The 24,884-nt window shown below is 66.7% G+C and carries 22 protein-coding genes; 7 read left to right on the forward strand and 15 right to left on the reverse strand.

Features of this window, described 5'->3' with window-relative positions; translation table 11 throughout:
• Positions 1-205 precede the first annotated feature (205 nt).
• The 7 genes from LDO41_RS01240 to bcsD form a co-directional block, all read right to left on the reverse strand.
• Positions 206-4,615, reverse strand: coding sequence for a cellulose synthase subunit BcsC-related outer membrane protein (locus LDO41_RS01240; protein ID WP_223980841.1), 4,410 nt, complete (start codon positions 4,613-4,615; stop codon positions 206-208).
• A 74-nt stretch (positions 4,616-4,689) separates the two neighbouring features.
• A complete protein-coding gene (bcsZ, locus tag LDO41_RS01245) occupies positions 4,690-5,982 on the reverse strand; it encodes a cellulose synthase complex periplasmic endoglucanase BcsZ (RefSeq protein ID WP_223980844.1) in 1,293 nt (430 codons plus the stop codon).
• Complete coding sequence (bcsB, locus tag LDO41_RS01250; protein ID WP_223980848.1) at positions 5,979-8,357, reverse strand: cellulose biosynthesis cyclic di-GMP-binding regulatory protein BcsB; 2,379 nt, start codon at positions 8,355-8,357, stop codon at positions 5,979-5,981. The genes bcsZ and bcsB overlap by 4 nt, the downstream gene beginning before the upstream one ends.
• A 102-nt stretch (positions 8,358-8,459) precedes the next feature.
• Positions 8,460-10,772 (reverse strand): UDP-forming cellulose synthase catalytic subunit, encoded by a 2,313-nt coding sequence (gene bcsA / locus LDO41_RS01255; RefSeq protein WP_377740867.1) that lies wholly within the window; start codon positions 10,770-10,772, stop codon positions 8,460-8,462.
• Positions 10,727-11,503, reverse strand: coding sequence for a cellulose biosynthesis protein BcsQ (gene bcsQ / locus LDO41_RS01260; protein ID WP_223980851.1), 777 nt, complete (start codon positions 11,501-11,503; stop codon positions 10,727-10,729). Before bcsQ ends, bcsA begins: the two co-directional genes overlap by 46 nt.
• Positions 11,500-12,054: a cellulose biosynthesis protein BcsP gene (bcsP, locus tag LDO41_RS01265; RefSeq protein ID WP_223980854.1), complete on the reverse strand. Its 555-nt coding sequence runs from the start codon at positions 12,052-12,054 to the stop codon at positions 11,500-11,502. Before bcsP ends, bcsQ begins: the two co-directional genes overlap by 4 nt.
• Positions 12,055-12,112: 58 nt before the next feature.
• Positions 12,113-12,568 carry a cellulose biosynthesis protein BcsD gene (bcsD, locus tag LDO41_RS01270; RefSeq protein WP_223980857.1) on the reverse strand — a complete coding sequence of 152 codons (456 nt, stop codon included), beginning with the start codon at positions 12,566-12,568 and terminating at the stop codon, positions 12,113-12,115.
• A 238-nt stretch (positions 12,569-12,806) separates the two neighbouring features.
• Here bcsD and LDO41_RS01275 point away from each other — a divergent pair, with 238 nt between their 5' ends.
• Positions 12,807-13,676, forward strand: a complete 870-nt coding sequence (locus LDO41_RS01275; protein WP_223980859.1) for a D-amino acid aminotransferase — start codon at positions 12,807-12,809, stop codon at positions 13,674-13,676.
• Positions 13,677-13,744: 68 nt separating this feature from the next.
• A complete protein-coding gene (locus tag LDO41_RS01280) occupies positions 13,745-14,026 on the forward strand; it encodes a hypothetical protein (RefSeq protein WP_223980861.1) in 282 nt (93 codons plus the stop codon).
• Positions 14,027-14,030: 4 nt separating this feature from the next.
• Here LDO41_RS01280 and LDO41_RS01285 read toward each other — a convergent pair whose 3' ends face one another.
• Genes LDO41_RS01285 through LDO41_RS01295 form a run of 3 tightly spaced genes read right to left on the reverse strand, consistent with a single transcriptional unit; the run spans position 14,031 to position 16,460 of the window.
• Positions 14,031-14,555: an OmpA family protein gene (locus LDO41_RS01285; RefSeq protein WP_377740863.1), complete on the reverse strand. Its 525-nt coding sequence runs from the start codon at positions 14,553-14,555 to the stop codon at positions 14,031-14,033.
• A 13-nt stretch (positions 14,556-14,568) separates the two neighbouring features.
• Entirely contained in the window at positions 14,569-15,918 is a 1,350-nt protein-coding gene (locus LDO41_RS01290) for a diguanylate cyclase domain-containing protein (RefSeq protein WP_223980863.1), read from the reverse strand.
• Positions 15,915-16,460, reverse strand: coding sequence for a YfiR family protein (locus tag LDO41_RS01295; RefSeq protein ID WP_377741173.1), 546 nt, complete (start codon positions 16,458-16,460; stop codon positions 15,915-15,917). The genes LDO41_RS01290 and LDO41_RS01295 overlap by 4 nt, the downstream gene beginning before the upstream one ends.
• A gap of 422 nt (positions 16,461-16,882) precedes the next feature.
• Here LDO41_RS01295 and LDO41_RS01300 point away from each other — a divergent pair, with 422 nt between their 5' ends.
• From LDO41_RS01300 to LDO41_RS01310, 3 genes are all read left to right on the forward strand, one after another.
• Positions 16,883-17,446: a hypothetical protein gene (locus tag LDO41_RS01300; protein WP_318036266.1), complete on the forward strand. Its 564-nt coding sequence runs from the start codon at positions 16,883-16,885 to the stop codon at positions 17,444-17,446.
• Positions 17,447-17,524: 78 nt separating this feature from the next.
• On the forward strand, positions 17,525-17,746 hold the full coding sequence (locus LDO41_RS01305) for a hypothetical protein (protein WP_223980867.1): 222 nt from the start codon (positions 17,525-17,527) through the stop codon (positions 17,744-17,746).
• A gap of 56 nt (positions 17,747-17,802) precedes the next feature.
• Entirely contained in the window at positions 17,803-18,069 is a 267-nt protein-coding gene (locus tag LDO41_RS01310; protein WP_223980869.1) for a hypothetical protein, read from the forward strand.
• Here the strand turns inward: LDO41_RS01310 and LDO41_RS01315 are convergent, their stop codons facing one another.
• The 4 genes from LDO41_RS01315 to glpK are packed head-to-tail and all read right to left on the reverse strand — an operon-like array spanning position 18,070 to position 22,081.
• Entirely contained in the window at positions 18,070-18,450 is a 381-nt protein-coding gene (locus LDO41_RS01315) for a hypothetical protein (RefSeq protein WP_223982314.1), read from the reverse strand.
• Positions 18,451-18,498: 48 nt separating this feature from the next.
• Positions 18,499-18,882, reverse strand: coding sequence for an MliC family protein (locus LDO41_RS01320; protein WP_223980871.1), 384 nt, complete (start codon positions 18,880-18,882; stop codon positions 18,499-18,501).
• An 11-nt stretch (positions 18,883-18,893) separates the two neighbouring features.
• Complete coding sequence (locus tag LDO41_RS01325) at positions 18,894-20,498, reverse strand: glycerol-3-phosphate dehydrogenase/oxidase (protein WP_223980873.1); 1,605 nt, start codon at positions 20,496-20,498, stop codon at positions 18,894-18,896.
• A gap of 29 nt (positions 20,499-20,527) precedes the next feature.
• The gene (gene glpK, locus LDO41_RS01330; protein WP_223980876.1) at positions 20,528-22,081 is read right to left on the reverse strand and encodes a glycerol kinase GlpK; all 1,554 of its coding nucleotides are present in this window, start codon (positions 22,079-22,081) and stop codon (positions 20,528-20,530) included.
• 27 nt (positions 22,082-22,108) lie between these two features.
• On the opposite strand from glpK, the gene LDO41_RS01335 reads away from it, so the two are divergent.
• Positions 22,109-22,978, forward strand: a complete 870-nt coding sequence (locus tag LDO41_RS01335) for an NUDIX hydrolase (RefSeq protein ID WP_223980879.1) — start codon at positions 22,109-22,111, stop codon at positions 22,976-22,978.
• 50 nt (positions 22,979-23,028) lie between these two features.
• A complete protein-coding gene (purU, locus tag LDO41_RS01340) occupies positions 23,029-23,895 on the forward strand; it encodes a formyltetrahydrofolate deformylase (RefSeq protein WP_223980882.1) in 867 nt (288 codons plus the stop codon).
• A gap of 79 nt (positions 23,896-23,974) precedes the next feature.
• Here purU and LDO41_RS01345 read toward each other — a convergent pair whose 3' ends face one another.
• Positions 23,975-24,745, reverse strand: a complete 771-nt coding sequence (locus tag LDO41_RS01345; protein WP_223980885.1) for a DeoR/GlpR family DNA-binding transcription regulator — start codon at positions 24,743-24,745, stop codon at positions 23,975-23,977.
• Between the last annotated feature and the right edge of the window lie 139 nt (positions 24,746-24,884).

Genomic DNA, 24,884 nt, shown 5'->3' on the forward strand with positions numbered 1-24,884 from the left:
GCCAATGGAGCCATGGGAACGCGGCAGATTGTAGGACTCCAGGATGTCGGATGGATGACGAAATCGGCAGAAAACGGCCGGATTTGGCCCTACTGTGGGGGGATTGCGGGCGTAAACATGCTTGCGCGAAAGATGCGGGGGAATGCCCTCTCCCCCGGCCCCTCTCCCCGGGGGAGAGGGGAGCAAACCGTTGGCATGCGCGGGCTTAGAACGGCAGGGCGCCTACTGCCGACTGTGGTGGTACCGGCGGGAACGCGATCAGGCCGTTTTGCTTTTGCAGGGCGTATCGCACGTACACGCCGGCGTACCACTGGCGGTAGTCGCGCGCGTTGTCGAGGCCCAGCGTGCCGCCGACGAACAGTTGCTGCGCGGCCTGGTATTCGACCGAGCCGACCAGGTTGTACGCGAGGCCCGTCTTCGACTGGCCCGGATAGACCGCCGAGGTCTGGTTGGTGAGGCCCTGGCTGTTGGCCACCGCCACTGCCGAATTGGCTGCGGCCTGCGCGCCGGGGTTGGTGGGGAAGTAGTCGGCATCGTCCTCGCGGAACGCCTGAATACCCAGCGCGCCGCGCACGTGATAGGCCATGCGTCCCGAGCGGCCCGAGAGCGCGAGTGGCACCGTGACCGCGAAGTAAGTCTGCGGGCTGAAGTAACCACCGTGGCCGACCGTGAAGTAGCGCAGGTTCTCGCTGTAGCCCATCGACGTGAAGTTGATGCCCGACATGAGCCGTTGCGCTTCGTCGTCGAGCAGGCGCATGTAGAAGCCGCCGCCACCTTCCCACTTGTTGTTGCGTTCGACCTCGTGGCCGGCCAGCACGCTGTAGCCGCCATAGCCATAGATGCCGAAGAAGCCGTCATCCCAGCCGAGATCCGCGCGGCCGCCGCTCTGCATGACGCCGCCCCAGGTGACGCCGGTACGTTGGTCTTGCGCGCCCGCATACGACAGCAGGCTGTCTGTGACGGGACGGCGCGAGCCCGACAGTGCCAGCGTGCTGCGCTGGGTGAGCGGGAAATTCACGCGTCCGCCCGCGGTGACATCGGTGTAGCGGAAGCCCAGCGGGGTCGAGCCCACGTCGAGGTTGAAGCGATCGCTCTCGTAGGCCAGACCCAGCGCGACACCGAAAGCGCTCTGCGAGCCCGCGGAGGTGGACGGCAGGTGCTGGTTGAACAGGTTGTTGCCGGTGGCGGGCACCGTGTACGCGAGCGGACCGCCGCCGAAACGGCTGGCGCTGTTGTAGTCGCCGCCGAGGTTGCCGGCATCGAGCGCAACCGGCGTGACGCGGCCGATCAGCTTGCCGTCGCCCACGGCCTTCTTGCCTTCGGCCACGACCTGAAGCTCGGTCAGCTGGCTCATGCCCGAGTCGCCATTGCGGCCACGGAGCATCGGGCCACCGGCCAGCGTGGTGGTGCGCTGCTGCTCGATCTCGCGCAGTTCATCGAGCGCGGTCCTGGGGCCGGTGCGTGGCTGGGTGTCGTCGGCGTCCGCGAGCCATGGCAGGCGCGACTGCGCGCCATAGGGTTGCGGGGCGGCGGGTTGTGCTGGCGCCGCGCTGGCGTAAGCCTGCGGCGAAGCGTAGCCGGGTTGCTGCGCCGGCGCGTTCTGCGCATAGCCCTGCGGTGAGGCGTAGCCGGGCGGCTGTGCGGCCGCGTTCTGCGCGTAGGCCTGCGGTGGCGCATAGCCTTGCGCAGCCGGCTGCTGATATCCGGGCTGCTGATATGCGCCTTGCGGACTACCCGGCCGCGGATAGCCGGAAGCCTGTGCGTAAGCCGGTTGCGGGTACGCCTGCGGCACCGTGGCGGGCGTCTTGCCGCGCGCGGCCGTGGTGGTCTTGCCGCGTGCCGCGGCGGGGTAGTAAGCCGACGGCGCCTGCATCGGCATGGCGGCCTGACCGGCATAGCCCGGCATCGCACCAGTCTGGCCCGCGGAGACTGGCATCGGCACGTAGGGCTGTCCCGGCAATGTCGCAGCCACCGGCATCATGCCCATCTGGGGCTGCGCCGAAGGAACGTTTGCCGTCGCCATCTGCGGGACCGCCGCATAAGGCGCGGCCGAACCCGGCGGCGGCAATTGCGAGGCCTGCCGCTGGCCCGGCATGCCGACAAACGGATTGGGCGGCACGCGGTCGAAGCCCGAGCCGGGCGCGCGCGTGCCACTGGCGAGCGCCGTGCCTGCCGCACTCTCGGCGGCCACGGCCTGACGGAAATACTGTTCCGCCCTGGCATTCTTCCCCTGCGCGCGATACAGGCGGCCGGCCGCGGTGAGTACTGTCGCCGAGTTCGGCGATTGCTGCAGGGCCGGTTGCAACGCCTGTTCGGCCCAGCGAAATTCCTTGGCGGCCGTGGCAGTGCCGATCGCGGCCAGTCGCAGATCAAGGTTGTTCGGCTCGCGCGCCAGCACGCTCTGGTAGATGTCCAGCGCCTGCTTGTTCTCGCCGGCCTGCGCATACATGCGCGCGAGGCTCGCGCGCACGGCACTGCTGCCGCCGCGCTCGGACAGCGCGGGCGCCAGCATGTCGTACGCGGCCACGAGGTCACCGGCTTCGGTAAGCGCATCGGCCTGACGCACGATGTAGGCGACGCGCACGTCGTCATAATCGCGGCGCTGCTGCGTGGTCATCTGCGCGCTCGCGAGCTGGCGCAGCAGCCCTGCCAGCTCCATGTCCTGCCGCGTCTTGAGCAGAATGCCCGCGTATTGCAACTGCGTGCCGACGTCGGGCAGCACCGAGCGGCTCATCGCGCCACGCATCAGCGACAACGCGCGCTGGTCGTCGCCGGCATCGGCGTAGCCCTGTGCCAGCGCACCGGTCAATTCGGGATCGCCCTGCGCAAAGCGTTCGGCCTGTTGCAGCACGTTGAGCGCGGCCACCTGCTGGCCGGCAGTGGCCAGTCCGCTGGCACGCGCCGCTTCGGCATGCACCCACAGTCGGCGCTGCAGCGTGCCCATGTCGGCGGTGCGCTGCGCCGCGGGAATCTGTTCAAGCAGATCGAGGCCACGCTGCCACGCGCTGGTTTCCGAGGCGAGCAGGGCGCTCGCATAGAGCGCCTCCACATTGTTCGGCGCGGAGGCCAGCAGGTTGTCCATCACGGTACGCGCCTGCTCGGGCATGCCCATCGCCACGTAGTTGCGCGCCACGTCGAGGCGCACCCACGGATTGGTGGGGTCGGCAGCCATCGCGTCTTCAAGCAAACGCCGCGCGCTGGCGACATCGCCCGCCTGCAGGGCCTGGCGGGCCTGGGCACGCGCCTGATCCGCGCGCAGGCGGCCGACCGAGCCCACCTTGTCGCGCTGCGTGGGCGTCATGCGCTCGACCAGCGCGAGCGCTTCCGTGCTCTTGTTCTGCGCGGTCAGCACGCTGACGAGCCCGCGCGTGGCATCGGGATTGTCGGGCTGGCGTTGCAGCACGCGGCGGTATGCGGCTTCGGCCTGCGCGTATTGACGATCCTCGGCAAGCAGATCGGCCAGTGCCACCTGGGCGCTGGTTTCGCTGGCGTCGAGCCGCACCGCGCGTTCGAGTAGCTGGCGCGCCTGAGCGCGATTGCCGGCCTCGCGCGCGGCGGTGGCCTGCTGCACCAGCAGCCAGTACTGCGCGCTGTTCTGCGCCTGCCGATAGCGCGTGCCCGCGCCGTTGCGCGCGGCGCGCTCGAGAAAGTCGTTCGCTTCCGCGAATTTCTCCTGCTTCAGGCGCAGCACGCCCATGCCGCCGAGCGCGTCGGCATCGTTGGGACGTTGCGTGAGTACGCTCTGAAAGCGTTCGGCCGCGCGCACCTGATCGCCGGCGTTGAGCGCGGCAAAACCCTGCTGCACCACCGCGCGCAGCGGATCGGCCGCGGGCGTGGCGGCACGCTCGGTTTCGCCTTGACGTGTGATGGCGTCGAGCTTCGCGCGAATCGTCGCGTCGTCGGGATGCGTGGCGAGCCACGCCTGATAATACGGCGCGTCGGCGGGCCGGCCGCCGAGCCAGTTGAGCGCGCGGCGCCAGCCTTCGGCCGCCTGCGCGCCGACGTCGGGCCGCGTGGCGAGGGTTTCGAGCTGGCGAATGCCATCGCGTCGCGTGGCGTCGCGATAGGTCAGATGTTGCGCGAGCGCGAGTTGCGCGCGTGCATCGGCGGGATTGTTGCGCGCGATCTGTTCGAGGCCGCGTCGTGCCTGCTCCCACCCCTGCGCGGTGCCGCCCAGCGTCTGGTAGTACTCGAGCGCGAGGTCGCCCTGCGGCACGGCGCCGCCCGCGGCCTGTTCGTAGCGCTTGACCGCTTCCTCAGGCTGGCCGCTACGCGCAAGTTCGCGCGCCTGTTCCACCTGCTGGCGTGTGCCGGCCGAACCGCGCTGGATCGACTGCGCAAGCTGCTTCGAGAGCGCGGAGTTCGGCTGCACACGATTGAGTCGATCGAGATAGCTACGCGCGCTATCCGCGCGCCCGGCTTCGAGCTCCGAGACGCCCATGCCGTACAGCGCCTCCGGCTGGTTCGGGTCGAGCCGCAGGATCTTCTGCCAAGATTCGGCGGCGCGATCGGCGCGGCCGCGTGCCTGCCAGTACTTGCCCTGATCGACGAGCACCTTGACGGGATCTTCCTGCGCGCCGGCCGCCGCGGCCAGCGTGGCCAGCAGACCGAACATCAGTGAGCGTGCTGGTGCGGCCGTCCGTCGCCAACCTCGTGGCCAACCTTGTCGCCGCGCTTGCCGCCGCGCGCTCAGGTCGTCTTGCCGCGACATGCGCCCTCCCGCTTTGCCGATTGGTCCCACTCCATCTCCAGTTGCCCCGAGGGGCTAAAGCTATAGCGGCCTTCCAGATGCGCAAGGCCGAACAATCCCAGCACGGTGTCGTAATACGCGGGCGCGGCCGGCCCCGGCGGTGCATCCACCATGGCCTCGGCGCGCGTGCGTTGCGCGGCGAGGGCAGGGGCGAGGTTTGGTAACCCGGCGGCCTTGAGGAACGGCAGCAGCGCGGCCGAGAATCCGGGCGGGCCATTGCCCTCGAGCGCGCCGGTGTCCGCGTGCATCTTCTCGGGCGGCGCTGCACGACCCTCCATGCGTTGCGCGTTGGGCAGCAGCGCGCGCATCAGCGTGCGGCTCGCGCTATCGGCCGAAGGGGTCATGCCCGCCCACAGGTAGACGCGAATCGCGTCGTAGCTGCTGACGTCGCCCTTGACCGGATCGGTGACAAAGCCCACCAGATCTCCACCGGCCCGATAACCGGACCAATCCGGCACGATGCCTTGCTTCGCCACCGCTTCGATGAACTTCGGCGTCTGCGTCGCGAGTGCACCCCATGGGCCATTGCGATCGAAGGACGCGAGCCGGCGCAGCACCGGCACTGGCAGATAGCTGGCGTTGAGCCGATACGTGCGCGGGCCGTCGGGTTTGCCGTCGACGAAACCCTGCGGTCCCGGCAACAGCATCGTGCCGAAGTCCGGCAACGTCGTGACCTCCTGCTTTGCCACGAGGCCGAGCAATGCATGCGCGGCCTCGCCGTATGCGGGCACCTTCCACACGCGCGCGGCCTCGGCCAGCGCATAGGCGAACCACAGGTCGGCATCCGACGCCGGATTGGCATCGATGACACCCCACGAACCATCGTTGCGGCGCCCCCACTGCCACGCGGGCAGCTTGTCGGTGAGATTGCCACCGCCGAGGTTGGCAACGCTCCATCGCCACAACCGATCGAACGTGAGGCGGTCGTTGGCGATCAACGCGAACACCATGCCATACGACTGACCTTCCGATGTGCTCTGCTGCTCGCGCGTGGACGGATCGAGCACGCGACCGTCGGCCTGCACGAAGCGCGCCACGAACTGCTGATAGAGCGGCCACGGGCAGCGTGCCGAGGGCGGCGCGCCGGCGGGCGGCCTGCGCGCGGCAGACGCCCCTGCAGTGGCTGAATCGGCTGCGCACGCAGTCAGCGGCGCGGCCAGCAGCGCGGCCCCCGCCGCACCCAGCCGGGCCAGTTGTGCAAGCAGGCGGCGGCGCGCACGATCCGCCATCATGCCTGCCCCGCCTTGCGTCGGCGCGCGAGGCTGCGCAGCGACAGGAACAGCAGGGCCGCCAGCAATAGCGTGGCACCACCGACCATCAGCACGAGCGCGAGCGGCCGCTGCGACAGATACCACTGCAGCCATGTCCACGGCGCCAGCCGGCCCACTTCATACGTCTGCTGCGCGGCGAGGCTGTTCACTTCCTTGCCGCGCACGAGCACAAGGCTGCCTTGCACCTCCTTGAGGCGATCCGGATCGAGCAGTGCATCGGTGACGTTGTGCAGACCGTTGGTCGTGTTGCTCGTGACCACCACCACACTGCGGCCCGATTGCAATGGCGACTCGAAGCCGGCGAGCGCGGCATCGGTGCCCGCGCTGCTGATCGAGAGCTGCGTTTCCGCGCGCGCGTTGCGCGTGCCGTCGGCACCGTTCCACCAGCCCAGGATCGACGAGTACACGTCGGTGAGCGTAAAGCGCTTGGTGTTGCCGGTCAGCGAGACCGGCATGCGATCCGCCCATTGCGTGAGTAGCGGCTGTCCCTGCGTGGTGCCGATCACGAGCAGGTCGCGTCCGGCCACCTTTGCCACGTCTTCAGGACTCGTCACCGCCACGCCAGTGGCGGGGTAGCCAGTGGATTCGCCCATGCGGCCCAGCAGCGTCAGGTAGGTCGAGTAGTCGTCGGCGGACGGCTGCGACGGCAGCACGACCGCGCTCTCCGACAGATCCGCGAGACGCGTGAACGGAAAGCCGCTGTTACCGAACACGGCGAGGTCTGGCAGCGAGATAAAGTGGGGCAGGCCCGAGACGTCGATGGTCGAGTCCGGGTCGATCGCACCCTTCACGTTGTCCAGCAGCACATCCTTGCACGCGCCCTGCTTGAGGTAGTCGTAATAGAAGTGGAACTGCAGCTGCGACTGCGCGGGCAGCATGAACAGCGGCAGGTCGATACGGTGATGCGCGGGTGCGGAGCCGTCCGGCAGCACGCTCTCCAGCAGGCGCGTGGCGCGACCCTGTTCGTCCTTGAGCGCACGTAGCGGATAGGCGCGCAGGAACTGGCGGTTTACGTTGATATTCAGCGTCGACTTGTCGACGGTGGGGCGCGGCGTGTAGCGATACTTGAGATCGATCGGAACGCCTTTGTTGCGCCAGCCGAACAGGTCGGGCGGCAGGCGGAAACCCACGCGCACGAGGTCGGGGTTGTAGCCCGACACGTTGAGGTCCGCCACGGGCGTCAGTTCGCCAAAGCGCACGGCGCGGTCGCTACGCAGCCAGTTGGGCGCGTCGTATGGCTGGCGCGGCGTGACGTCGTCGAGCTTGGTGATGGTCGCACGCGGTCCCGACAACGCGCGCGCGCCGAGCGTGAGTGCGCGTGCCGCGACCTTGAGGTCCGCGCTGTTGGTGCCCATCACGAGCAGCAGCTTCGACGACGGATCTGACGGGTTCGGCACGATCGCCAGCGACGGTCCATCGACAGCGGGCATCTCGATGCCAGCCGGACGCTCCTGGCTCGTGGCAAACACCACCGCGTTACCCGACGTCGGCACCTGATTGAGCGCGGCGGGGAAGGTCGCGCCGCGATAGCCGGCCAGCGCGCCGAACCATGACGACACCGCGCCCGCGGCCTCGAGCGTGGCTGGCGACGGCGCACCCGCGAACACGAACGGCAGGTTGAGCTGGCGCACGTCGCGGCGGTCGAAGAACGGCAGCGGCAGCAGCGACAGCTCGTTGGCCAGCGCCACTGGCGTCACGGTCAGCTCGAGCACGCTCGCATTGCTGACGGTCGCCCACAGGCTCGAATGGAACGGGTCCTCGCACTCGGTGGTGTAGTGGCCGATCAGTTGGAGATTCAGGCGATTGAACTCGCTGATCAGGCGTGGCTCGAGCGAGACTTCGCGGTCGAGGCTGGTGCCGGCAGTCTCCTTCGGCACCGGTACTGTGGCGGCCACCTCGCCGTTGATGATCACGTTGATATGCGACAGCGCGGGAATCAGCGACGGCGAGTAGTTATAGCGCAGCTTGAGCTTCGCGGCCGTGACCACCTCGTCGGCACGCACCGAGAACGGCACGCCGTTGATGCCATCGACGCCGCGTAGCTGGAACGGCGCATCGGCACCGAGCTGCTTGAGCGTGACCGCGAGCGTGCGCGCCGCGCCGCGCGCGGGCGGGGCGGCTGGCAGCGGGGCGTTCGACAGCGGTGCCATGGCCGCGGCGGTGCCGGTGGAGCGCGGCGAGGTGTCGGGCAGCGGCTGGGTCTGCGCCAGCAAGGTCTGGGCGTGCGCGGGCACCATGGCCGGCAGCAGCGTCAGGCAGGCAAGCGCGGCCGCCAGACGGCGTGGCATGACGTGGTGACGGCGCGTCGGGCGATGAGTCACGGACGTGGCAGACATGGCAGACGTGTCGGACGTATAAGGCGTCATCAATCGAGAACGAATGGGTTCGGGTTCCGGCGGGCCTCGGTATTGAGGCCGCTGGTCATGCGTATGTGTCGATCAGCGACCCACTGGCCCGCCACTGGCGGAGGGCGTGGCGGGCTTGCGGCGAAACAGATGGCGCATCTCGCGACTCAGGTGGAACATCACGTTCTGAAAGCCCATCAGGCCGATACGGAAGATCTGGCTGGCGGCCATGCGCGGCGCATCGCGGCGCTTGTTGCCCCACGAGTCGATCCACGCATCGGCGCGCGAGAACGTGCATTGCACGAACGCCATCTCCTCTTGCGGCGACATCGCGGCGAGTTCGAGTCCGGTATGTCGCGCGCCATGGAACACGACGCGCGCGGGGAACGTATGCTCGGCGTTCTGCAGGTAGAGCGAGATATGGACCGCGTCGCCGATGCTGGCCGGTACGCCCTGCGGCAGGCGGATGCCAAGCCCGCCTTCGGCAAAGTCCACGGTTTCGCACACATACGCGCGGCCGTCGGCGAAGCGCAGCGTGGCCGGCAGTTTCATCGCCACGCGATGGGCCACGCGGATCTGGCGCGACTCGCTGGCTACCGCGATCGATGCGCCCAGGATAATCAGGTTGTAGATGGTCCAGATCAGGTTCAGCACGACCGTGGTGGCCTCGTGCGTGTTCCACACGGCCAGCCGTCCGATGCCAATGCCCACGCCGATCAGGTTCGCAATCAGCAGGATGAGATACGGCCGCGAGATGATCCAGTCGAAGTACGCTTCCTCGATCACGCCGCCTTTCGGCGTCACGTTGAACTTGCCGGCCGCAGGGTTGAAGAACGCGACCATGGTCGGCCGCATGATGTACCACGCGAGCACCGACTCGTAGACCTCGTTCCAGAACGAATGCCGGAACTTGCCCTGCACGCGCGAGTTGGTCATGTTGGCGTGCAACAGGTGCGGCAGCGCGAAGATCGCGATGGTCAGCGCGGGTGCCTGAATCACGTGCGCGCCGAAGAGGAGATAAGCCAGTGGCGCGGTCAGGAACACGAGCCGCGGCAGGCCGTAGAAGAAATGCAGCATCGCGTTGAGGTAGCACAAGCGTTGCGGCAGCTTCAGGCCCGGGCCCAGCAGCGGGTTGTCGAGCCGGCAGATCTGCGCCATGCCACGCGCCCAGCGGATACGCTGCCCGACGTGGCCGGACAGGCTTTCCGTGGCGAGGCCGGCCGCCTGCGGAATCGCCAGATAGGCGGTGCCGTAGCCCTTGCGGTGCAGCTTGAGCGCGGTGTGCGCGTCCTCGGTCACGGTCTCGATCGCGATGCCGCCCACTTCGAGCAACGGCGCGCGCCGGATGACCGCGCACGAACCGCAGAAGAACGTACCGTTCCACAGGTCGTTGCCATCCTGCACCAGACCGTAGAACAGCTCGCCTTCGTTCGGTACGTCCTGGAACGTATTGAGGTTCTTCTCGAACGGATCGGGCGAGAAGAAGTAGTGGGGCGTCTGCAGCATCGCGAGCTTGGCATCCTTGATGAACCAGCCCATGCAGACCTGCAGGAACGAGCGCGTGGGGATATGGTCGCAGTCGAAGATCGCCACGTACTCGCCGGATGTGTTCTTGAGCGCCTCGTTGATATTGCCGGCCTTGGCGTGCCGGTTGTGATTGCGCGTGACGTGCGCCACGCCCACTTCCTCGCAGAACGCGCGGAATTCCTCGCGGCGGCCATCGTCGAGCACGTAGACGTTGATCTTGTCGCGTGGCCAGTCCAGCGACATCGCGGCGAACACGGTCGGCTTTACCACCGACAGCGGCTCGTTATAGGTGGGGATGAAGATATCCACCGTCGGCCACGTCGTGCTGTCCTTCGGCATGGCCGCGGGCTTGCGGTTGAGCGGCCACGCGGTCTGAAAGTAGCCGAGCAGCAGCACGAGGAACGCATAGATCTCGGCCATCACCAGGCCGATGCCGAACGCCGCATCGATCCAGCTCTCGAAACCGATGGTCTCGGTCAGGCGCCAATACATATAGCGGCTGGAGGCGGCGATCGACAACAGCACCAGCATCAGCGTGGCCAGATGGCCGCGCACGCGGTTCAGGTAGATAGCCAGCGCGAAGCTGGCCGCGGCGAACGCGATCTGCTGATAGAAGTCCAGCGGCACGCTGATGACCAGCGCGAACATGAACAGGCCGGCCAGCAGTGCGATGGTGCGGAAGATCGTGTGATCCCAGACGGGCAGCGAGATAAAGCGATCGATCAGCCGGTGGACCACGCCCGCGCCGGAGCGCGCGCGGCGCCGGGCCGACGCCTTTTCCCGTGACGACTGCGATTTGCCTTTGGGCTTCGCTTTGGTCTTCGCACTCGCGCTCACGCGGTATCTCCCGGGGCGGTGGTCAGCCGTTGGCGCAGCCATGCCGCGCAGCGCTGGATATCGTTGCCGGCCTGGCTGTGCGGGCTGTATTCGAACACGCTACGGTCGTAGGCCAGCGCTTCGGGCACGGCCTGATCCTGATGCACGACCCCCAGCACGCGACTGCCCAACTGCTCGCGCAACACCTGCACCACGTCCTTGCCCAGCTTGCGGCTCACATCGACCTGATTGATCACATGCACCTGACCGAGAAAATCCGGGCGGTTCGCGCAGTAGGTATGGATCAGGTCTTCCATCAGCGGCAGCGTGGCGTACGACGCGGCATCGGCCAGCGTCACGGACACACAGATGTGCGCGCAGGTCAGCGCCTGGCGCATATAAGGCGACGGGCCCGGCGGCGTGTCGATGACGACCACGTCGTTGCGGCTCAGGCCCAGCGCGTCGAGCTGGCTGCGCAGCCAGTTGGGATGCGTGGCCAGATGTTGCTCGAAGCGGGAGCGGTCGAGCTCGGTCAGGCTGCCGAACGGCAGCACCAGCACGCGTGAACGGCCTTGATAGATGCTCTCGATCCAGCGTTCGCCCGCGAGCGTCGCGCGCGCGTGGCCCGCGACTTCCTGCGGCGCCATGCCGAAGTGCAGGCGCAGGGCGTTCTGCGGGTCCAGGTCGACGGCCAGCACGCGTTCGCCGGCCAGGGCGAGCGACTCCGCAAGATTGGCGGACAGCGTGGTCTTGCCCACGCCGCCCTTGGCGGATACGACAGCAATAATCTTCACGAGCGATTCAGTCGATCGAGGAACGAACGGCGAACGGGGGTGCGTTCGGCCGGGGCTGATGCTTCCGCACGGCCTTCGAGCCGCGCGAAAACGCTTTGTAGATTGCCCGACGCGGGTGCCACCGGGCGCGGCTGCGCGGGGGCTTCTCGCGGAGGCAGGGACGTTGCCGGCTGCCACAGCGGCGCGGCGGTGGCGGGAGCTGCCTGCACTTCGCGGGGCGCTGCGGGCGACGCGATCGGGGCCGCCACAGAGGTTGTCGCAGGGGGTGCCACAGGGGTCGCCACGGGGGGTGCCGCATACGGTGCCGGCGCGGCGAAGCGCGAGGCCATGCCGCCATCGGCAGGCGCGGCCGGGCTGGCCGGGATGCCGGACGTCAGCGACGACGCCTGCACCGGCGGCGTCGGCAGCGATTGATCGGCGCGCATGGACGCCAGCAATGGCCAGCGGTCGCGCGCTTCCGTCGCGGCGTCTTCGCGCACGATCTCGCGATAGGTATCGGTGCGTCCGCCGAAACGGTCGAACAGTTTGGTGAGGTCGTCTGACTGGCTCATGGCAATTTACTTTCCTGGCGGCTGCCGCCGGACACACTCCGGCATGCGGTCGCGCCAGTCATCGTCCGAATCGAAACTCCACACTTCCCGTGGCATCGACAGCCGATTGCTGCGACACCTGAAGCGCATCTGAAGAGCCGAGCGTACGGAACCAGTGCTGATAGGCGCCTTGCAGAAACGCACTGCTCCACGCATCGGATGACTCGCCGAACGCGGTGCGCAGTGGCGCGCAGTGATGACGGATCACCAGCGCGTCGCCGTTGTCCTCGATGCCGGTCCAGCCCCAGTCGACTTCGAGCCATACTTGTGCAATGGCGCGCTCGAGTTCAGCGAGTGACTCGCACGGGCCGAGGTCGAAACGTTGGGCAAAGCGTGCACCAATTCGCGCCATGAATTCGCGTGCGCCGGCCGGACTCATCTGCGCCACGAGCTCTTCGCCGAGCACGCCAAGAAAGTCTCGCCACTGTGTTGCGCAGTGGCGCTCGGTCAGGTATTGAAGGGCCGCTTCGTTCACGTGAGCATCCAATCTTTTGCCGGAGGCGGCGTTTTTGATGTTGTCCGAATTAGTGAGCACTTGCAAAGGAATTGAAATTAATACATAGGGCGTGCACCGCGCCCTGTTTCAAGAATGCAACAGCTAATGAGCGAAGTTGAGATCAGACTTAAGTGCCATGCTGTTTTTGCATGAAGCGTGCCGGTGACGCGTGAAAGAATGTGGCCCATTCTTTGTGCAGTCTTCACTTAAAAGCGCCATGACCGAACCTGTCGTTTATCTCAATGGGGACATGCTGCCCCTCTCCGAAGCGCGCATCCCCGTGCTCGACCGCGGGTTTATCTTTGGCGACGGCATCTACGAAGTCATCCCGCTGTATGACGCCAGGCCATTCCGCGCGCAGCAGCATCTGGCGCGCCTTCAACGCAGCCTCGCGTCGATCGGCATCCCCGATCCGTTCTCGGCCACGGAATGGCTCGCGTTGATCACGCGCGTGGTGACTGCCAACGCGCTTGGTGATCAAATGGTTTACATCCAGGTCACGCGCGGTGTGGCGAAACGTGCGCATGCGTTCCCGAAGGAAGTGACGCCGACCGTACTGATCATGACCAACCCGCTGGTGCTGCCGGCAGCGGCATTGCGCGAGAAGGGTGTGGCGTGCGTGACGATGGAAGACCGCCGCTGGCTCAACTGCCAGATCAAGTCGGTCTCGCTGCTCGGTAATGTGCTGGCCGCGCAACATGCGGCCGTAAACGGCGTAACTGAAACCATCCAGTTTCGCGACGGCTTCCTGACCGAAGCGTCGTCGTCGAACGTCTGGGTGGTGAAGGGCGGACGCGTGTCGGCACCGCCGAAGGACAACCTGATCCTCGAAGGGATTCGCTACGGTCTGATGGAAGAGTTGTGCGCGGCGATGGATATCTCGCTGGAGGCGCGTCGCATTACCCGCGACGAAGTGTTCGGCGCGGATGAGCTGATCATCTCGTCGGCGACCAAAGAGATCCTGCCCGTGGTCACGCTCGATGGCAGCACGATCGGCACGGGCCAGCCGGGTCCGGTGTTCGCGAAGCTGTATGCGGGCTATCAGGCCGCCAAGCTCGCTTCGAGTGACGAATTAACCACGTCCTGACCGCGATGTGACCCTCAGCGGCACGCGTGCTACGATGCCCGCGGGCGAACTGCTGAAGGAGGCCAGCCATGGCCAAGCGCGGACGTAGCCGTCGTGTCCTGAAGGAAGAAGTCAGCCGGCGGGTGCATCAGATCGACGAAGTGGCCGAGGACGGCGCGCATATCCGCGTGCCCGATCCCGTGCCGCACGCGCGTGATGCGCGCGGGCGCAATTGGGACATGCCGCACTTTGGCAATGCGCGCGGATACGAGGCCAGCATTCGTGCGGTGGTGGACGATGTGCGCGAGGAGTTCGACCTCGACGACGAGGCCGACGGGCACGTGTCGCGTACGCCGAATCCATTCGAATAGGCGTTCAGTCCACCGTCACGATGATGGCCACGCGCCGGTTCTCGGCGCGACCCGTCGCGGTCGTGTTGTCCGCCACCGGACGCGACTTGCCAAGCCCCCGCACCTCGATGCGTTCGCGCGTGAGGCCCGCCTCGACCAGTAGCTTCGCCACCGCCACCGCGCGCCGGAACGACAGGCGCTGGTTGTAGTCGTCGGTGCCGACATCATCGGTATGCCCATCCACGCGAACATGTTCGATGCCGGCCCGCGACAGCGCGCGCCCGACATCGAGCACCGCGCACTGCCGCGTGCTCGTGACGGTGTCTTCGTCGAAGCCAAACAGCACCTTGTGCGGCAACCCCAGTTCCCACCCCTGTTCCGTCAGCGCAAAGCCCTGTTCCTTCAACACGGTGACCTGTGCCGGGCTCAGCTTAGGCTGCGGCTGCGGGGGCGGCGTGGTCTGGCAGCCGGCCATGCCGACCAGGCAGGCCAGCGCGCAGACGAGCAGGGTCATGGCGAGCCAGGGTTGGCGCGCGAGCGGGAGTGGCATCGGTGACGACTCCTCAGACCAGGGTGTCGGGCGGCGTTGGCTCGGCGCTGCGCCACGTGGCGCCCGAGTGCCGCTTGGCCCCGTACATCGCAACGTCGGCCGCATGGAGCAGCCCCTTGGCGCTGCGCGCGTGCACCGGGTAGATGGCCAGGCCGATGCTCATCGGCGCGACGATGGTGCCGCCAGCGGGCAGCATCAATGGCGACTGCATGGCCTCGAGGATATGCTCGGCGATCTCCGCCGCATCCTCGGGCTGACGCAGGCCGGTGGCCAGCACCGCGAACTCGTCGCCGCCCAGCCGTGCCACGAGGTCCGTCTCGCGCAGGCAGCCACGCAGGCGCTGGGCAATGCCGATGAGCACGGCATCGCCGGCCGCGTGGCCATGGCGGTCGTTGATGTTCTTGAAGTCGTCACTGTCTAGGTAGAGCACGGCGGTATGCTGGTTACGCGCGGCGGCACTGCGTACGGCGAGTTCCAGTGCCTCTTCGAAGGCCGCGCGGTTGAGCAATCCTGTCAGACCGTCGTGCGTCGCACGGTGCGCGAGCGAACGGTTCTCGTGCTGCAGCTGGTTCTGCCATGCCTCGAGTTCGTCGAGCAGACCGTTGAAATCCTCACCCAGCGCATTGAGCTCGGCAATGCGCGCGGGCGGCATGCGCTGGCCAAACGCGCGTTCGGAACGCACCGCATGCGCCACGCGCATCAGGTTGCGTACCGGGTCGATGATATGCACGATCATGCGGCTCGACATGTAGTGCGCGCCGATCGCCGTCAATAACAGGCAGGCGAGCAGCCCCAGCGTGCCCTGCACGAGGAAATGCAGTAACGCCACCGGATCGCCCGCCACCTCGACGCTGCCCACGCGCTGGGCCTCGTGATAGATCGGCTGCTCCACCGGGCCCGAGGTCAGCAGGTCGCTGGCGATGCGTCGCAGCGCGGGAAAGCGCTGCGTATCCTCATGTTGCCAGATGGCCAGTTGCTGATGGTCGCGATCGAACACCTTTGCCACCGCGAGATCCTCGCTGGCCGCGATGGCCGATAGCGTCTCCGTGGTGGCCGCGGTGTCGCGGAACACGACCGGCGCTTCCACGGTATAGGCGATGGAGCGCGCCACGAGCCGCAGGTTGTGATCGGCGTAGGCGCGCAGCGCGGTCAGGCCGAGCGCGGTCAGCGATATGCCGGCGGTGCAGACCGCGATCAGCGCCACGCTCAGGTGGATGCGTCGCAGCGTGCCATATAGCGTCGGCCGAGCGTGAGGCGCGGTGGCCTTGCGTGCCGGCAACGCGGTGGTCGTCGTTGTCGCCCCACTCGTCGATGAGGACGACGCGGTCGAGGGCGGCGGAGGGGGCGTGCGCGGCGCGTTCATGATGCGGGTGTCTTGCGCCGGCCGAGCTGCAGCACGCCCGGGTGTACATGAATGCCGCTGCGCGCGATCGAATCCAGATTCACGCGAAACGACACCTGATTGTCGCGAATATTCAGGCAGAACATGCTGCCTGCCTCGCACTCGAAGTCTTCCTCCGCGATCACCAGTACCGGCTTGCCGGCAAGTTCGTCGGCCAGGCGTTTGCGGCGCGCGTCGGACACCGCGCCGACGTACAGCGCATCGCAGCCGGGCGTGAGCGCATCCGTCATCAGATCGACGCGGCGCGACTCGACGAAGCGGCCCGAGGTCAGCGCGCCGCCTTCCATCAGCTTGCCCGCATAACGCGTGCCGGTGTCGACGCAGAGCCGCACGGTATCGCGCTCGGCAGGCCAGCGCGCGTAGCTGAGCAGGCTCATGACGACGCGCGCCACCGCGTCCTGGCGCGTGATCGGGCCGCCGGACGGCGACGTGGGCGCGGAGGATGGCGCGAGTGGCGCCCCCGTGACGGCGGACCCCTGCGCGAACGCGGTCGTGGACGGCATTGCCGTCTGCGCGGTCACGAGTGCCAGCGCCAGACCGGCGCGGCAGAAGAAGAGGGCGGCCATGTCGAGGGATGGGCGCGTAGCGCCAGTGCGATAAGAAGCGATAACGAAAAACAAATGATTGGTAATGGCACTGGTGTGACGGGGACGACCGCTATCGTGTGTACGGCGGATACGATAGGCGCCGCTCTCTGGCGGCGTCGGTGGTCCAGAACACGCAGGGCCTCATTGCTGTTTCGGCGCGACTCGCAAAAACTGTAGACCGAAAATCCTGCGCCGGGGATCGATTCAAACGCGCGAGGCAGGCCCCGCCTCAGTTTCCCCAGTAATTTCCCGATACCCTTTCTTACATCGAAGCATCGCGGCGATGGCTAGACTGCCATCGAATGCTTTGAATACAAGACAACAACCAAAGGGTTTGCATGCTTTCTCGCCGTATGTATCGACGTCCTTCCATCACGGTGGCCGCTGCCGCGGCCGTGCTGACCGCCGTTTTCAGTACCGTGCTCGCGCCGTCGGCGCACGCGCAGGTCAACGTCAGCATCGGCATCAATACGCCGCCGCCGGCGCCGATCTACGAGGTCGTGCCGGGGCCGCGGCCTGGCTATGTCTGGCAGCAGGGTTATTGGGGCTGGGATGACCACCGCCATCGCCACCACTGGCACAAGGGCCGCTGGGCGCATGGCCGGCCCGGCTATGTCTACCAGTCGCCGCACTGGGTGCAGGGCGGCAATGGCTGGGTGATGCGGGGCGGCGGCTGGAATCGCGGCCACGGGGGCTACCAGGGGCATCCGGGATACGGCTACGGTGGGGGGCATGGTTATTACGGCGGCCCGGGGCGCGGTCATGGCAATGGGCACGGGCACGGACACGGCAACGGGCACGGTCATGGCGGTCACGGCGGGCACGGTCATGGCGGTGGCCATGGTGGTGGCCATGGTGGTGGACACGGCGGCGGCCATGGTGGCGGAGGTCACGGCCGCTGACCGCAGCGTGCGGCCATGCTAGGATGCCCGCAGCCGTCAGCCATGACGGCCGCAGGGGTCCGAACATGGAGGCATGACATGACGAAGCAGGTCTTCTCACGCGCGCAATACCTCGACATCCTCAACGACAGCCTGCGCAAGCACCCGGGCTGGCAGCCCGGCATGGCGTTCGTGTTTCTGCCGCCCGGCGCGGATGCGGGCCAGGCCTCGGGTGTGGGCTGCACGGGCCCGCTGGAGGCGATGCCGGTCTATTGCGAAATCGAGCGCGTGGCCTCGGGTCTGATCGAGGTCAGCAAGTAAGGTTGGCCGCCGAGTACAATGGCGCCCTCGATTAGCTCTGCTGGGAATATACGACCGTGAAAAAAACGGATCTCGAAAAGAACAAGGGTCTCAAGATCGCGCATGACATGAAGCATGCCGCTTCCGTGCGCGGTGGCGCTGCGCAGGCCGAAAAGATCGATCGCCGCGAGCAGCGTCGGCTGGATCAGCAGGCTGGTCTGGTGCCGTTCGCCTGCAAGCTGGACGGCACGCTGGCCGCCCGGCTGCAGGAACTGGCCAAGGATCACGCGGGCGGGATCAACGGCCTGATGAACGAAGTGGTAACAAAAGGTCTCGCGGACTGATCAGTCCTCGTCTTCCTCGTCGAGGAATTCGCGGCGCAGCATCCAGTTGGCGATCGCTTCGTCGCAGACCTTCTTCAGCTTGCCTTTCTCGGGCAGCTTGTCGAACAGCTGAAAATTCACGAGTGCCAGGCCGGCATCGGTGATGTAGAACAGCCGGTCGGGTTCGTCGTAATGCACGACGCGTCCATCGATGCTGCTCTCGTCGCCGCCGACGGGCATGTCCTCGAGTTCGACCACACGGCACGTGAAGCGCGGGCTGCTCGTGTGCGTGAGGTACTCGAATTCGTCGTGCGTGATGTCGCCGCCCTTGTCGGCAGCGATGGCGAAGCCCCAGATAAAGCGGGGCATCGGCAGATCGGACAGGTCATCAATCTCGTCCATCTCGTCCATGGTGTTCTCCGTGATGCGATAGCCGGCATTATCGCCGAGTTATCTCACCGCGTGGCAGTTCGCGAATACCGGCGGTGCGTCCGGCGCGGCCATCAGGTCGCGCAGGTTGCCATCCTCCCCCTTGGTCCACCACTCATAGCGGCCCGCGACGTAGCGCGCGCCGGAGCCACTCATCACGTTGACGAACACTTTCGGCTTGTCGTCGACACGCATCAGGGCCAGCTGGTTGTCGGCGCTGTTGAGGTACCGCACGGCCACGCGCTGGCCGTTGTCGCACTGGTAGGACACGGCCCGGTTGTCCTGAAAGCGCAGGTTGTCGAGCCGTGGCTGCGCCGCCGCGGGGGCGATCCCCATGAGGGTCAGCGTGGTCAGCGTCGCCAGCATGACCGGCGTGACGAGCGCGAAGCGGGTACGTGCGTGCATGTCCATCCCTCCTATTCGAGCATATAGCCCCTGGCCAGCGCGCCGAACGACGCCACCTCGGTCTCTTGCCAAGTGGCGTCCTGGCCGAGCTCCTCGGCCAGGATCTCGGCCACGCGCGGCGCGCCGGCGACCGCCGCGCGCGCATCGAGGAACAGCGCACGATTGCGCCGTGCCAGCACATCCTCCACACGGCGCGCGAGTTCATGACGCGCGGCAAATCGCACGTGCGCGGCCGTCAGGCCTGCCGCGGGCACGAGAATGTCGTCGTTGCCCGGCAGCGCGCGCAGCAACGGCAGGTCCGAACCGTAGTAACGGTCCGGCGAGCCAGTGTTGGCCGCGGGCAGGTCTGCCGGCAGATTCGTCGCGCCGTGCAGCGGCAACTCGGCGGTGACGCCCGGCGCGGCCTTGAGCAGTTGGCGCTGGATCGCGGTTTCGATGACATCTTCGGCCATCTTGCGATAGGTGGTCCATTTGCCGCCGGTTACGGTGATCAGGCCCGCCTTGGAAACCAGGATCGTATGCTCGCGCGACAACGATGCCGTGGACGATTCGCCAGTAGCCTTGACGAGCGGCCGCAGCCCGGCCCACACGCTGGTGACGTCCGCGCGCGTCGGGTCGCGCGAGAGATAGCGCGAGGCGGTCTCGAGGATGAAGTCCACATCGTCGCCGCTGGCGCGCGGCTCCAGCGGCAGGTCCTGCCGCGGCGAGTCGGTGGTACCAACGATGGTGTGGCCGTTCCATGGCACGATAAACAGCACACGGCCGTCGTCGGTCTTCGGCACCAGGATCGCGCGATCGCCGGGCAGGAAGCTGCGTGGCAGCGTCAGGTGCACGCCCTGGCTCGGCGCGACCATGGTGCGCGCCTGGCCGTCTTCCATCTGGCGGATCGCATCGACCCACACGCCGGTGGCGTTGATCACGCAGTCCGCGCGCAGTTCGAACGTGGCATCGCCAATCGCGTCCTGCACGGTCACGCCGGTGATCACGCCGTTCTTCTGCTGCAGGCCGCTCACGCGCATGTAGTTGAGCGCCACGCCACCGACATCGAACAGCGTGCGCATCAGCGCGGTGGCCAGACGGGTGTCGTCGAACTGCCCGTCGAAGTAGAGATTGCCGCCGCGCAGCGGCCGGCCACCGACGTGCTCGGCCAGTGTCGGCGCCGCGGCCAGTGTTTCGCGATGGTTGAGCCAGCGGCTGCCCGACAGGTTGAGCCCGCCCGCCAGCATGTCATATACCTTGAGGCCGATGCCGTAGAACGGCTGGTCGAACATCTGATAGGCCGGCACCACGAAACCGAGCGGCCACACCAGATGCGGCGCGTTGCGCGCGAGCAGGCCGCGTTCGTGCAGCGCCTCGCGCACCAGGCTGATATTGCCCTGGGCCAGATAGCGGACGCCACCGTGCACGAGCTTGGTGGCCTTGCTCGACGTGCCCTTGGCAAAATCGGCGGCTTCCAGCAGCAGCGTGCGATAGCCGCGCGAGGCGGCATCGACGGCGGTGCCGAGGCCGGTGGCGCCACCGCCGATGACGATGACATCCCAGCGCGGCTCGCGCTCGAGCGTGGCGAGCAGTTCGGCGCGTGACGGGGGTTGGACGGAGGGGGCGGTTATCGGCATGACTTCAGTAACATAGAAATGATCGGTGTTCAGGAGGCGTTGGCGACGGAATCTTCATCGTCGTCGCGAGCCCAGTCGCGTGCGCGCGCCACCGCGCGATGCCAGCGGCGCAGGCGTTGCGCGCGCTCGTCGGCGGAGAGCCGCGGCTCGAAGCGCCGCTCCATCTGCCATTGCTGGCGAATTTCCTCGGTATCGCTCCAGTAGCCGGTGGCAAGGCCAGCCAGGTAGGCGGCGCCGAGCGCCGTGGTCTCGGTCACGCGCGGGCGCACCACGGGCGTGCCGAGCAGATCGGCCTGCATCTGCATCAACAGGTCGCTGCGCGACGCGCCGCCATCCACGCGGAGTTCGGCGAGCGGCAGCCCCGCGTCCTTCTCCATGGCCTGCAGCACGTCCACGCTCTGGAACGCGATCGACTCGAGCGCCGCGCGTGCAATATGCGGACGGCCCGTGCCGCGCGTGATGCCGACCAGCGTGCCGCGCGCGAAGGGGTCCCAGTGCGGCGCGCCCAGACCCGCGAACGCGGGCACCAGCACCACGCCTTCGGTGTCGTTGCACTGGCGCGCAAGCGCTTCCGCCTCGGGCGCGCTCTCGATGATCTTCAGCCCATCGCGCAACCACTGGATCGTGGCGCCGCCCATGAACACACCGCCTTCAAGGCAGTATTGCGTGTTGTTACCGTGTTGCGGACCCAGTTGCCAGCCGATGGTCGTCAGCAGCCGGTTCTGCGAGGCCACGGGTTTGTCGCCGGCGTTCATCAGGATGAAGCAGCCGGTGCCATAGGTATTCTTGGCCATGCCCGGCGACAGACAAACCTGACCGAACGTGGCGGCCTGCTGGTCGCCCGCGATGCCCGCGATCGGAATCGCGGTGCCGAACAGCCGTGCGGAGGTGTGCGCCACCTCGCCACTGGACGGTGCCACTTCGGGCAACAGGCTTTTGGGAATATCCAGCACCTCGAGCAGCGCGTCGTCCCAGCGGAAATCGTTGATGTTGAACATCAGCGTGCGCGCGGCATTGGACACGTCGGTCACATGGCGCTTGCCCTCGGTCAATTGCCAGATCAGCCAGCTGTCGACGGTGCCAAAGGCCAGCTCGCCGCGTTCGGCGCGCGCGCGGGCGCCTTCATAGTTGTCGAGCATCCAGCGCAGCTTGGTGCCGGAGAAGTACGCGTCGATGATCAGCCCGGTCTTCTGCTGGAACATCGGGCCGTGGCCGTCGTTCTGCAACTGCTCGCACAGCGGCGCGGTGCGGCGGTCCTGCCAGACCAGCGCGCGGCCGACCGGTTCGCCGGTCTTGCGATCCCACAGCACCGTGGTCTCGCGCTGGTTGGTGATGCCGATCGCGCGCACCTGCGTGCCGCTGACGTTGGCGGCGGTGAGCACCTCGTGCGCGACCGCGAGCTGCGATTGCCAGATCTCGTACGGATCGTGTTCGACATGACCCGGATGCGGATAATATTGCCGGAATTCGCGCTGGGCGATGCGTACCACGTTGCCCGCGTGATCGAACAGGATGGCGCGCGAGCTGCTCGTGCCTTGGTCGAGCGCCAGAATATAAGTGGGCTGTGAGGACGTGGTGGTCATGCTGCCCCCGTCGAAATCGAATCGAACATGTCAGGAATGAATGAAGAGCTTGTGGGGCTGGTTGAACGCACGGTGAGCGGCGTGGCCGCGCGCAGCCCGTTCGATGCGGCGGCGCATCTGCGGTTGATCGTCGAAGGCTGCCACGTGGGCTGGTTGCCGCGCAGCCATGCCGTCACGCTGCGCGCGATGCATGCGGCCGCGAACGACGGTCTGGAATGGGTCGGCGCGGAAGCCCACGGCACCATCGCGCTGCTGCCCGGTTGCCACGACTTTGCAAGCCGCAGTGCCGCGCTGGCGGACCTGGCCCGACGGCTCGCCGACGCGGGCCATGTGCGTGGCTGGCGCAACGAACTGTTCGCGGTCACGCCAGCGCTCGATGCGCCTGCGTTCGCGACCATCGAACGCGCGGCGGCCCGGTTTCTGGGGCTGCTGACGTTCGCCTCGCACCTGAACGGGATCATCGAGACGGCCCCCGAGGGTCCGGAAGCCAGGCCCGCGTTATGGATTTCCCGCCGCAGTCCGAACAAGGCGACCGATCCCGGCATGTGGGACAACCTCGTCGCGGGCGGCATGCCGCATGGCAGCGAGCCGCTGGAGACGATCGTGCGCGAATGCGACGAGGAATCTGGCATTCCCCCCGCACTGGCCGCGCGCGTCGAGGCGCATGGCGTGATTGAAGTCCTGCGTGATATTCCCGAAGGCGTGCAATGGGAACAGGTGTTCGTATATGACCTGATGCTGCCGGCGGACTTCGTGCCGGTCAATCGCGATGGCGAGGTGGCCGAGCATCGGCGGATCGCGCCGGCGGCATTGCTTGCTATCATGGCGGACCGCGCGATGACCGTGGACGCTACGCTGGTGACTCTCGATGCGCTCCGGCGGCGCGGCTGGGCCTGAGCTTTCGGCCTCACGAACCCCGCGGTCTGCCCTGAACCCAATCGCCTACGATGAGCAACACCGGATTTATTCTCACTATCTCGTGCCCGGACCAACCGGGCATCGTTCATGCCGTTTCGGGCCTGCTGTTCCAGCACGGCTGCAATATCGTTGACTCCGACCAGTACGGCGATGCGTTCACCGGCCGTTTCTTTATGCGCGTGCATTTCAGCACCGCGGCCGGTGGTCCGGAACTGGCCACGTTGCGCGATGCGTTCGCGCCGATCGGCGACCAGTTCGGCATGCAGTGGGAACTGTTCGATGCCTCGATCAAGCCGCGCGTCATGATCATGGTTTCCAAGATCGGCCACTGCCTGAACGATCTGCTGTTCCGTGCCAAGGTCGGCGGGCTGCCGGTCGAGATCGCCGCGATCGTGTCGAACCATCGCGACTTCTATCAACTGGCCGCGTCCTACGACGTGCCGTTCTTCCATCTGCCGCTGATGAACGCGTCCGGCGACCAGAAGGCCGCGCAGGAGATGCGCGTGTTCGAAGTCGTGCGCGACCAGAACATCGACCTCGTCGTGCTGGCGCGCTACATGCAGGTGCTGTCCGACGACCTGTGCCGCAAGCTGGCCGGCCGCGCGATCAACATCCACCATTCGTTCCTGCCGAGCTTCAAGGGCGCCAAGCCGTACTACCAGGCGCACGATCGCGGCGTGAAGCTGATTGGCGCGACGGCCCATTACGTGACCGCCGACCTCGACGAAGGCCCGATCATCGAGCAGGAGATCGAGCGCGTGGACCACAGCATGGACCCCGACCAGCTCACCGCCGTGGGGCGCGACGTGGAATGCGTGGCGCTCGCGCGTGCCGTCAAATGGCATGCGGAACATCGCATCCTGCTCAACGGCCACAAGACGGTGGTCTTCAAGTAAATCCAGTCCCGACAGGCGCGCCACGGCGCGCCGGTTAGCGAATCCGATAGCAAACCTGACAGCGCGCGCGCCCGCGCGCTTATTCGGGGTCCGCGACCACACAGTTCACTCCACTTTCGCCCAGCATCTGCACGAACGGATCGCGCAGCGGCTCGTCCGTGAACAGACGATCGATGCAGGTGAGCGGCGCCAGTTCCACCATGGCCTGGCGGTTGAACTTGCTCGCATCGGCGGCCAGCCAGATCTCGCGCGAATGCTCCATGATCGTGCGCGCCACCTTGACCTCGCGAAAATCGAAATCGCGCAGCGTACCGTCGGCCTCGATGCCCGAGATGCCGATCAGCCCGATATCCACCTTGAACTGACGGATGAACTCGACCGTGGCCTCGCCGATGATGCCGCGATCGCGCGAACGCAGCACGCCACCCGCTACGATGACTTCGCAGTCGGGGTTGTCGGCCAGGATATTGGCCACATGCAGGTTGTTCGTAATGACGCGCAGCCCGCGGTGATGGATCAGTGCGCGCGCAATTTCTTCGACCGTGGTGCCGATGTTCAGGATCAGCGAGCAGCCGTCCGGCACCGCCGCCGCCACCGCGCGTCCGATGCGCGCCTTGCCGTCGGCATTGAGTAACTGCCGCTGCCGGTAGGCAATATTCTCGGTGGTGGAGTTCTCCATCCGCACGCCGCCATGAAAGCGGGTGAGCATGCCATTCTCGGCGAGCAGATTGACGTCGCGGCGGACCGTTTGCAGGGTCACGCCGAACTTGCGCGCAAGGGCGTCGATGGAGGCGAAGCCCTGGCTGCGCACCTCTTCGAGCAGGGCAGTCTGGCGGGGATTGAGGATCATGCGGCCATTCTAGAACAAACAGAAACGAAAACAAATGATGCGCCGCACAGTTGTATTACGTTCGCTTTTTTGCTAAAACGAGCAGGACACTACAAATAGTGCATTTCACCGCCCTCGGCCACGCGTTTCGGGTGTGATG

The sequence above is a fragment of the Cupriavidus pampae genome, assembly GCF_914271485.1.
Taxonomy (GTDB): domain Bacteria; phylum Pseudomonadota; class Gammaproteobacteria; order Burkholderiales; family Burkholderiaceae; genus Cupriavidus; species Cupriavidus pampae.

Excerpts from the sequence above, each read along its gene's own strand:
- bcsZ (WP_223980844.1), bottom strand. The coding sequence starts at position 5,982 with ATGATGGCGGATCGTGCGCGCCGCCGCCTGCTTGCACAACTGGCCCGG.
- bcsP (WP_223980854.1), bottom strand. The coding sequence starts at position 12,054 with ATGAGCCAGTCAGACGACCTCACCAAACTGTTCGACCGTTTCGGCGGA.
- LDO41_RS01335 (WP_223980879.1), top strand. The coding sequence starts at position 22,109 with ATGTCAGGAATGAATGAAGAGCTTGTGGGGCTGGTTGAACGCACGGTG.
- LDO41_RS01300 (WP_318036266.1), top strand. The coding sequence starts at position 16,883 with ATGCTTTCTCGCCGTATGTATCGACGTCCTTCCATCACGGTGGCCGCT.
- LDO41_RS01325 (WP_223980873.1), bottom strand. The coding sequence starts at position 20,498 with ATGCCGATAACCGCCCCCTCCGTCCAACCCCCGTCACGCGCCGAACTG.
- LDO41_RS01285 (WP_377740863.1), bottom strand. The coding sequence starts at position 14,555 with ATGCCACTCCCGCTCGCGCGCCAACCCTGGCTCGCCATGACCCTGCTC.
- bcsB (WP_223980848.1), bottom strand. The coding sequence starts at position 8,357 with ATGTCTGCCACGTCCGTGACTCATCGCCCGACGCGCCGTCACCACGTC.
- purU (WP_223980882.1), top strand. The coding sequence starts at position 23,029 with ATGAGCAACACCGGATTTATTCTCACTATCTCGTGCCCGGACCAACCG.
- LDO41_RS01305 (WP_223980867.1), top strand. The coding sequence starts at position 17,525 with ATGACGAAGCAGGTCTTCTCACGCGCGCAATACCTCGACATCCTCAAC.
- LDO41_RS01275 (WP_223980859.1), top strand. The coding sequence starts at position 12,807 with ATGACCGAACCTGTCGTTTATCTCAATGGGGACATGCTGCCCCTCTCC.
- bcsA (WP_377740867.1), bottom strand. The coding sequence starts at position 10,772 with ATGGCTGCGCCAACGGCTGACCACCGCCCCGGGAGATACCGCGTGAGC.
- LDO41_RS01345 (WP_223980885.1), bottom strand. The coding sequence starts at position 24,745 with ATGATCCTCAATCCCCGCCAGACTGCCCTGCTCGAAGAGGTGCGCAGC.
- glpK (WP_223980876.1), bottom strand. The coding sequence starts at position 22,081 with ATGACCACCACGTCCTCACAGCCCACTTATATTCTGGCGCTCGACCAA.
- LDO41_RS01280 (WP_223980861.1), top strand. The coding sequence starts at position 13,745 with ATGGCCAAGCGCGGACGTAGCCGTCGTGTCCTGAAGGAAGAAGTCAGC.
- LDO41_RS01295 (WP_377741173.1), bottom strand. The coding sequence starts at position 16,460 with ATGCCGTCCACGACCGCGTTCGCGCAGGGGTCCGCCGTCACGGGGGCG.
- LDO41_RS01315 (WP_223982314.1), bottom strand. The coding sequence starts at position 18,450 with ATGGACGAGATTGATGACCTGTCCGATCTGCCGATGCCCCGCTTTATC.
- LDO41_RS01320 (WP_223980871.1), bottom strand. The coding sequence starts at position 18,882 with ATGCACGCACGTACCCGCTTCGCGCTCGTCACGCCGGTCATGCTGGCG.
- LDO41_RS01290 (WP_223980863.1), bottom strand. The coding sequence starts at position 15,918 with ATGAACGCGCCGCGCACGCCCCCTCCGCCGCCCTCGACCGCGTCGTCC.
- LDO41_RS01240 (WP_223980841.1), bottom strand. The coding sequence starts at position 4,615 with ATGTTCGGTCTGCTGGCCACGCTGGCCGCGGCGGCCGGCGCGCAGGAA.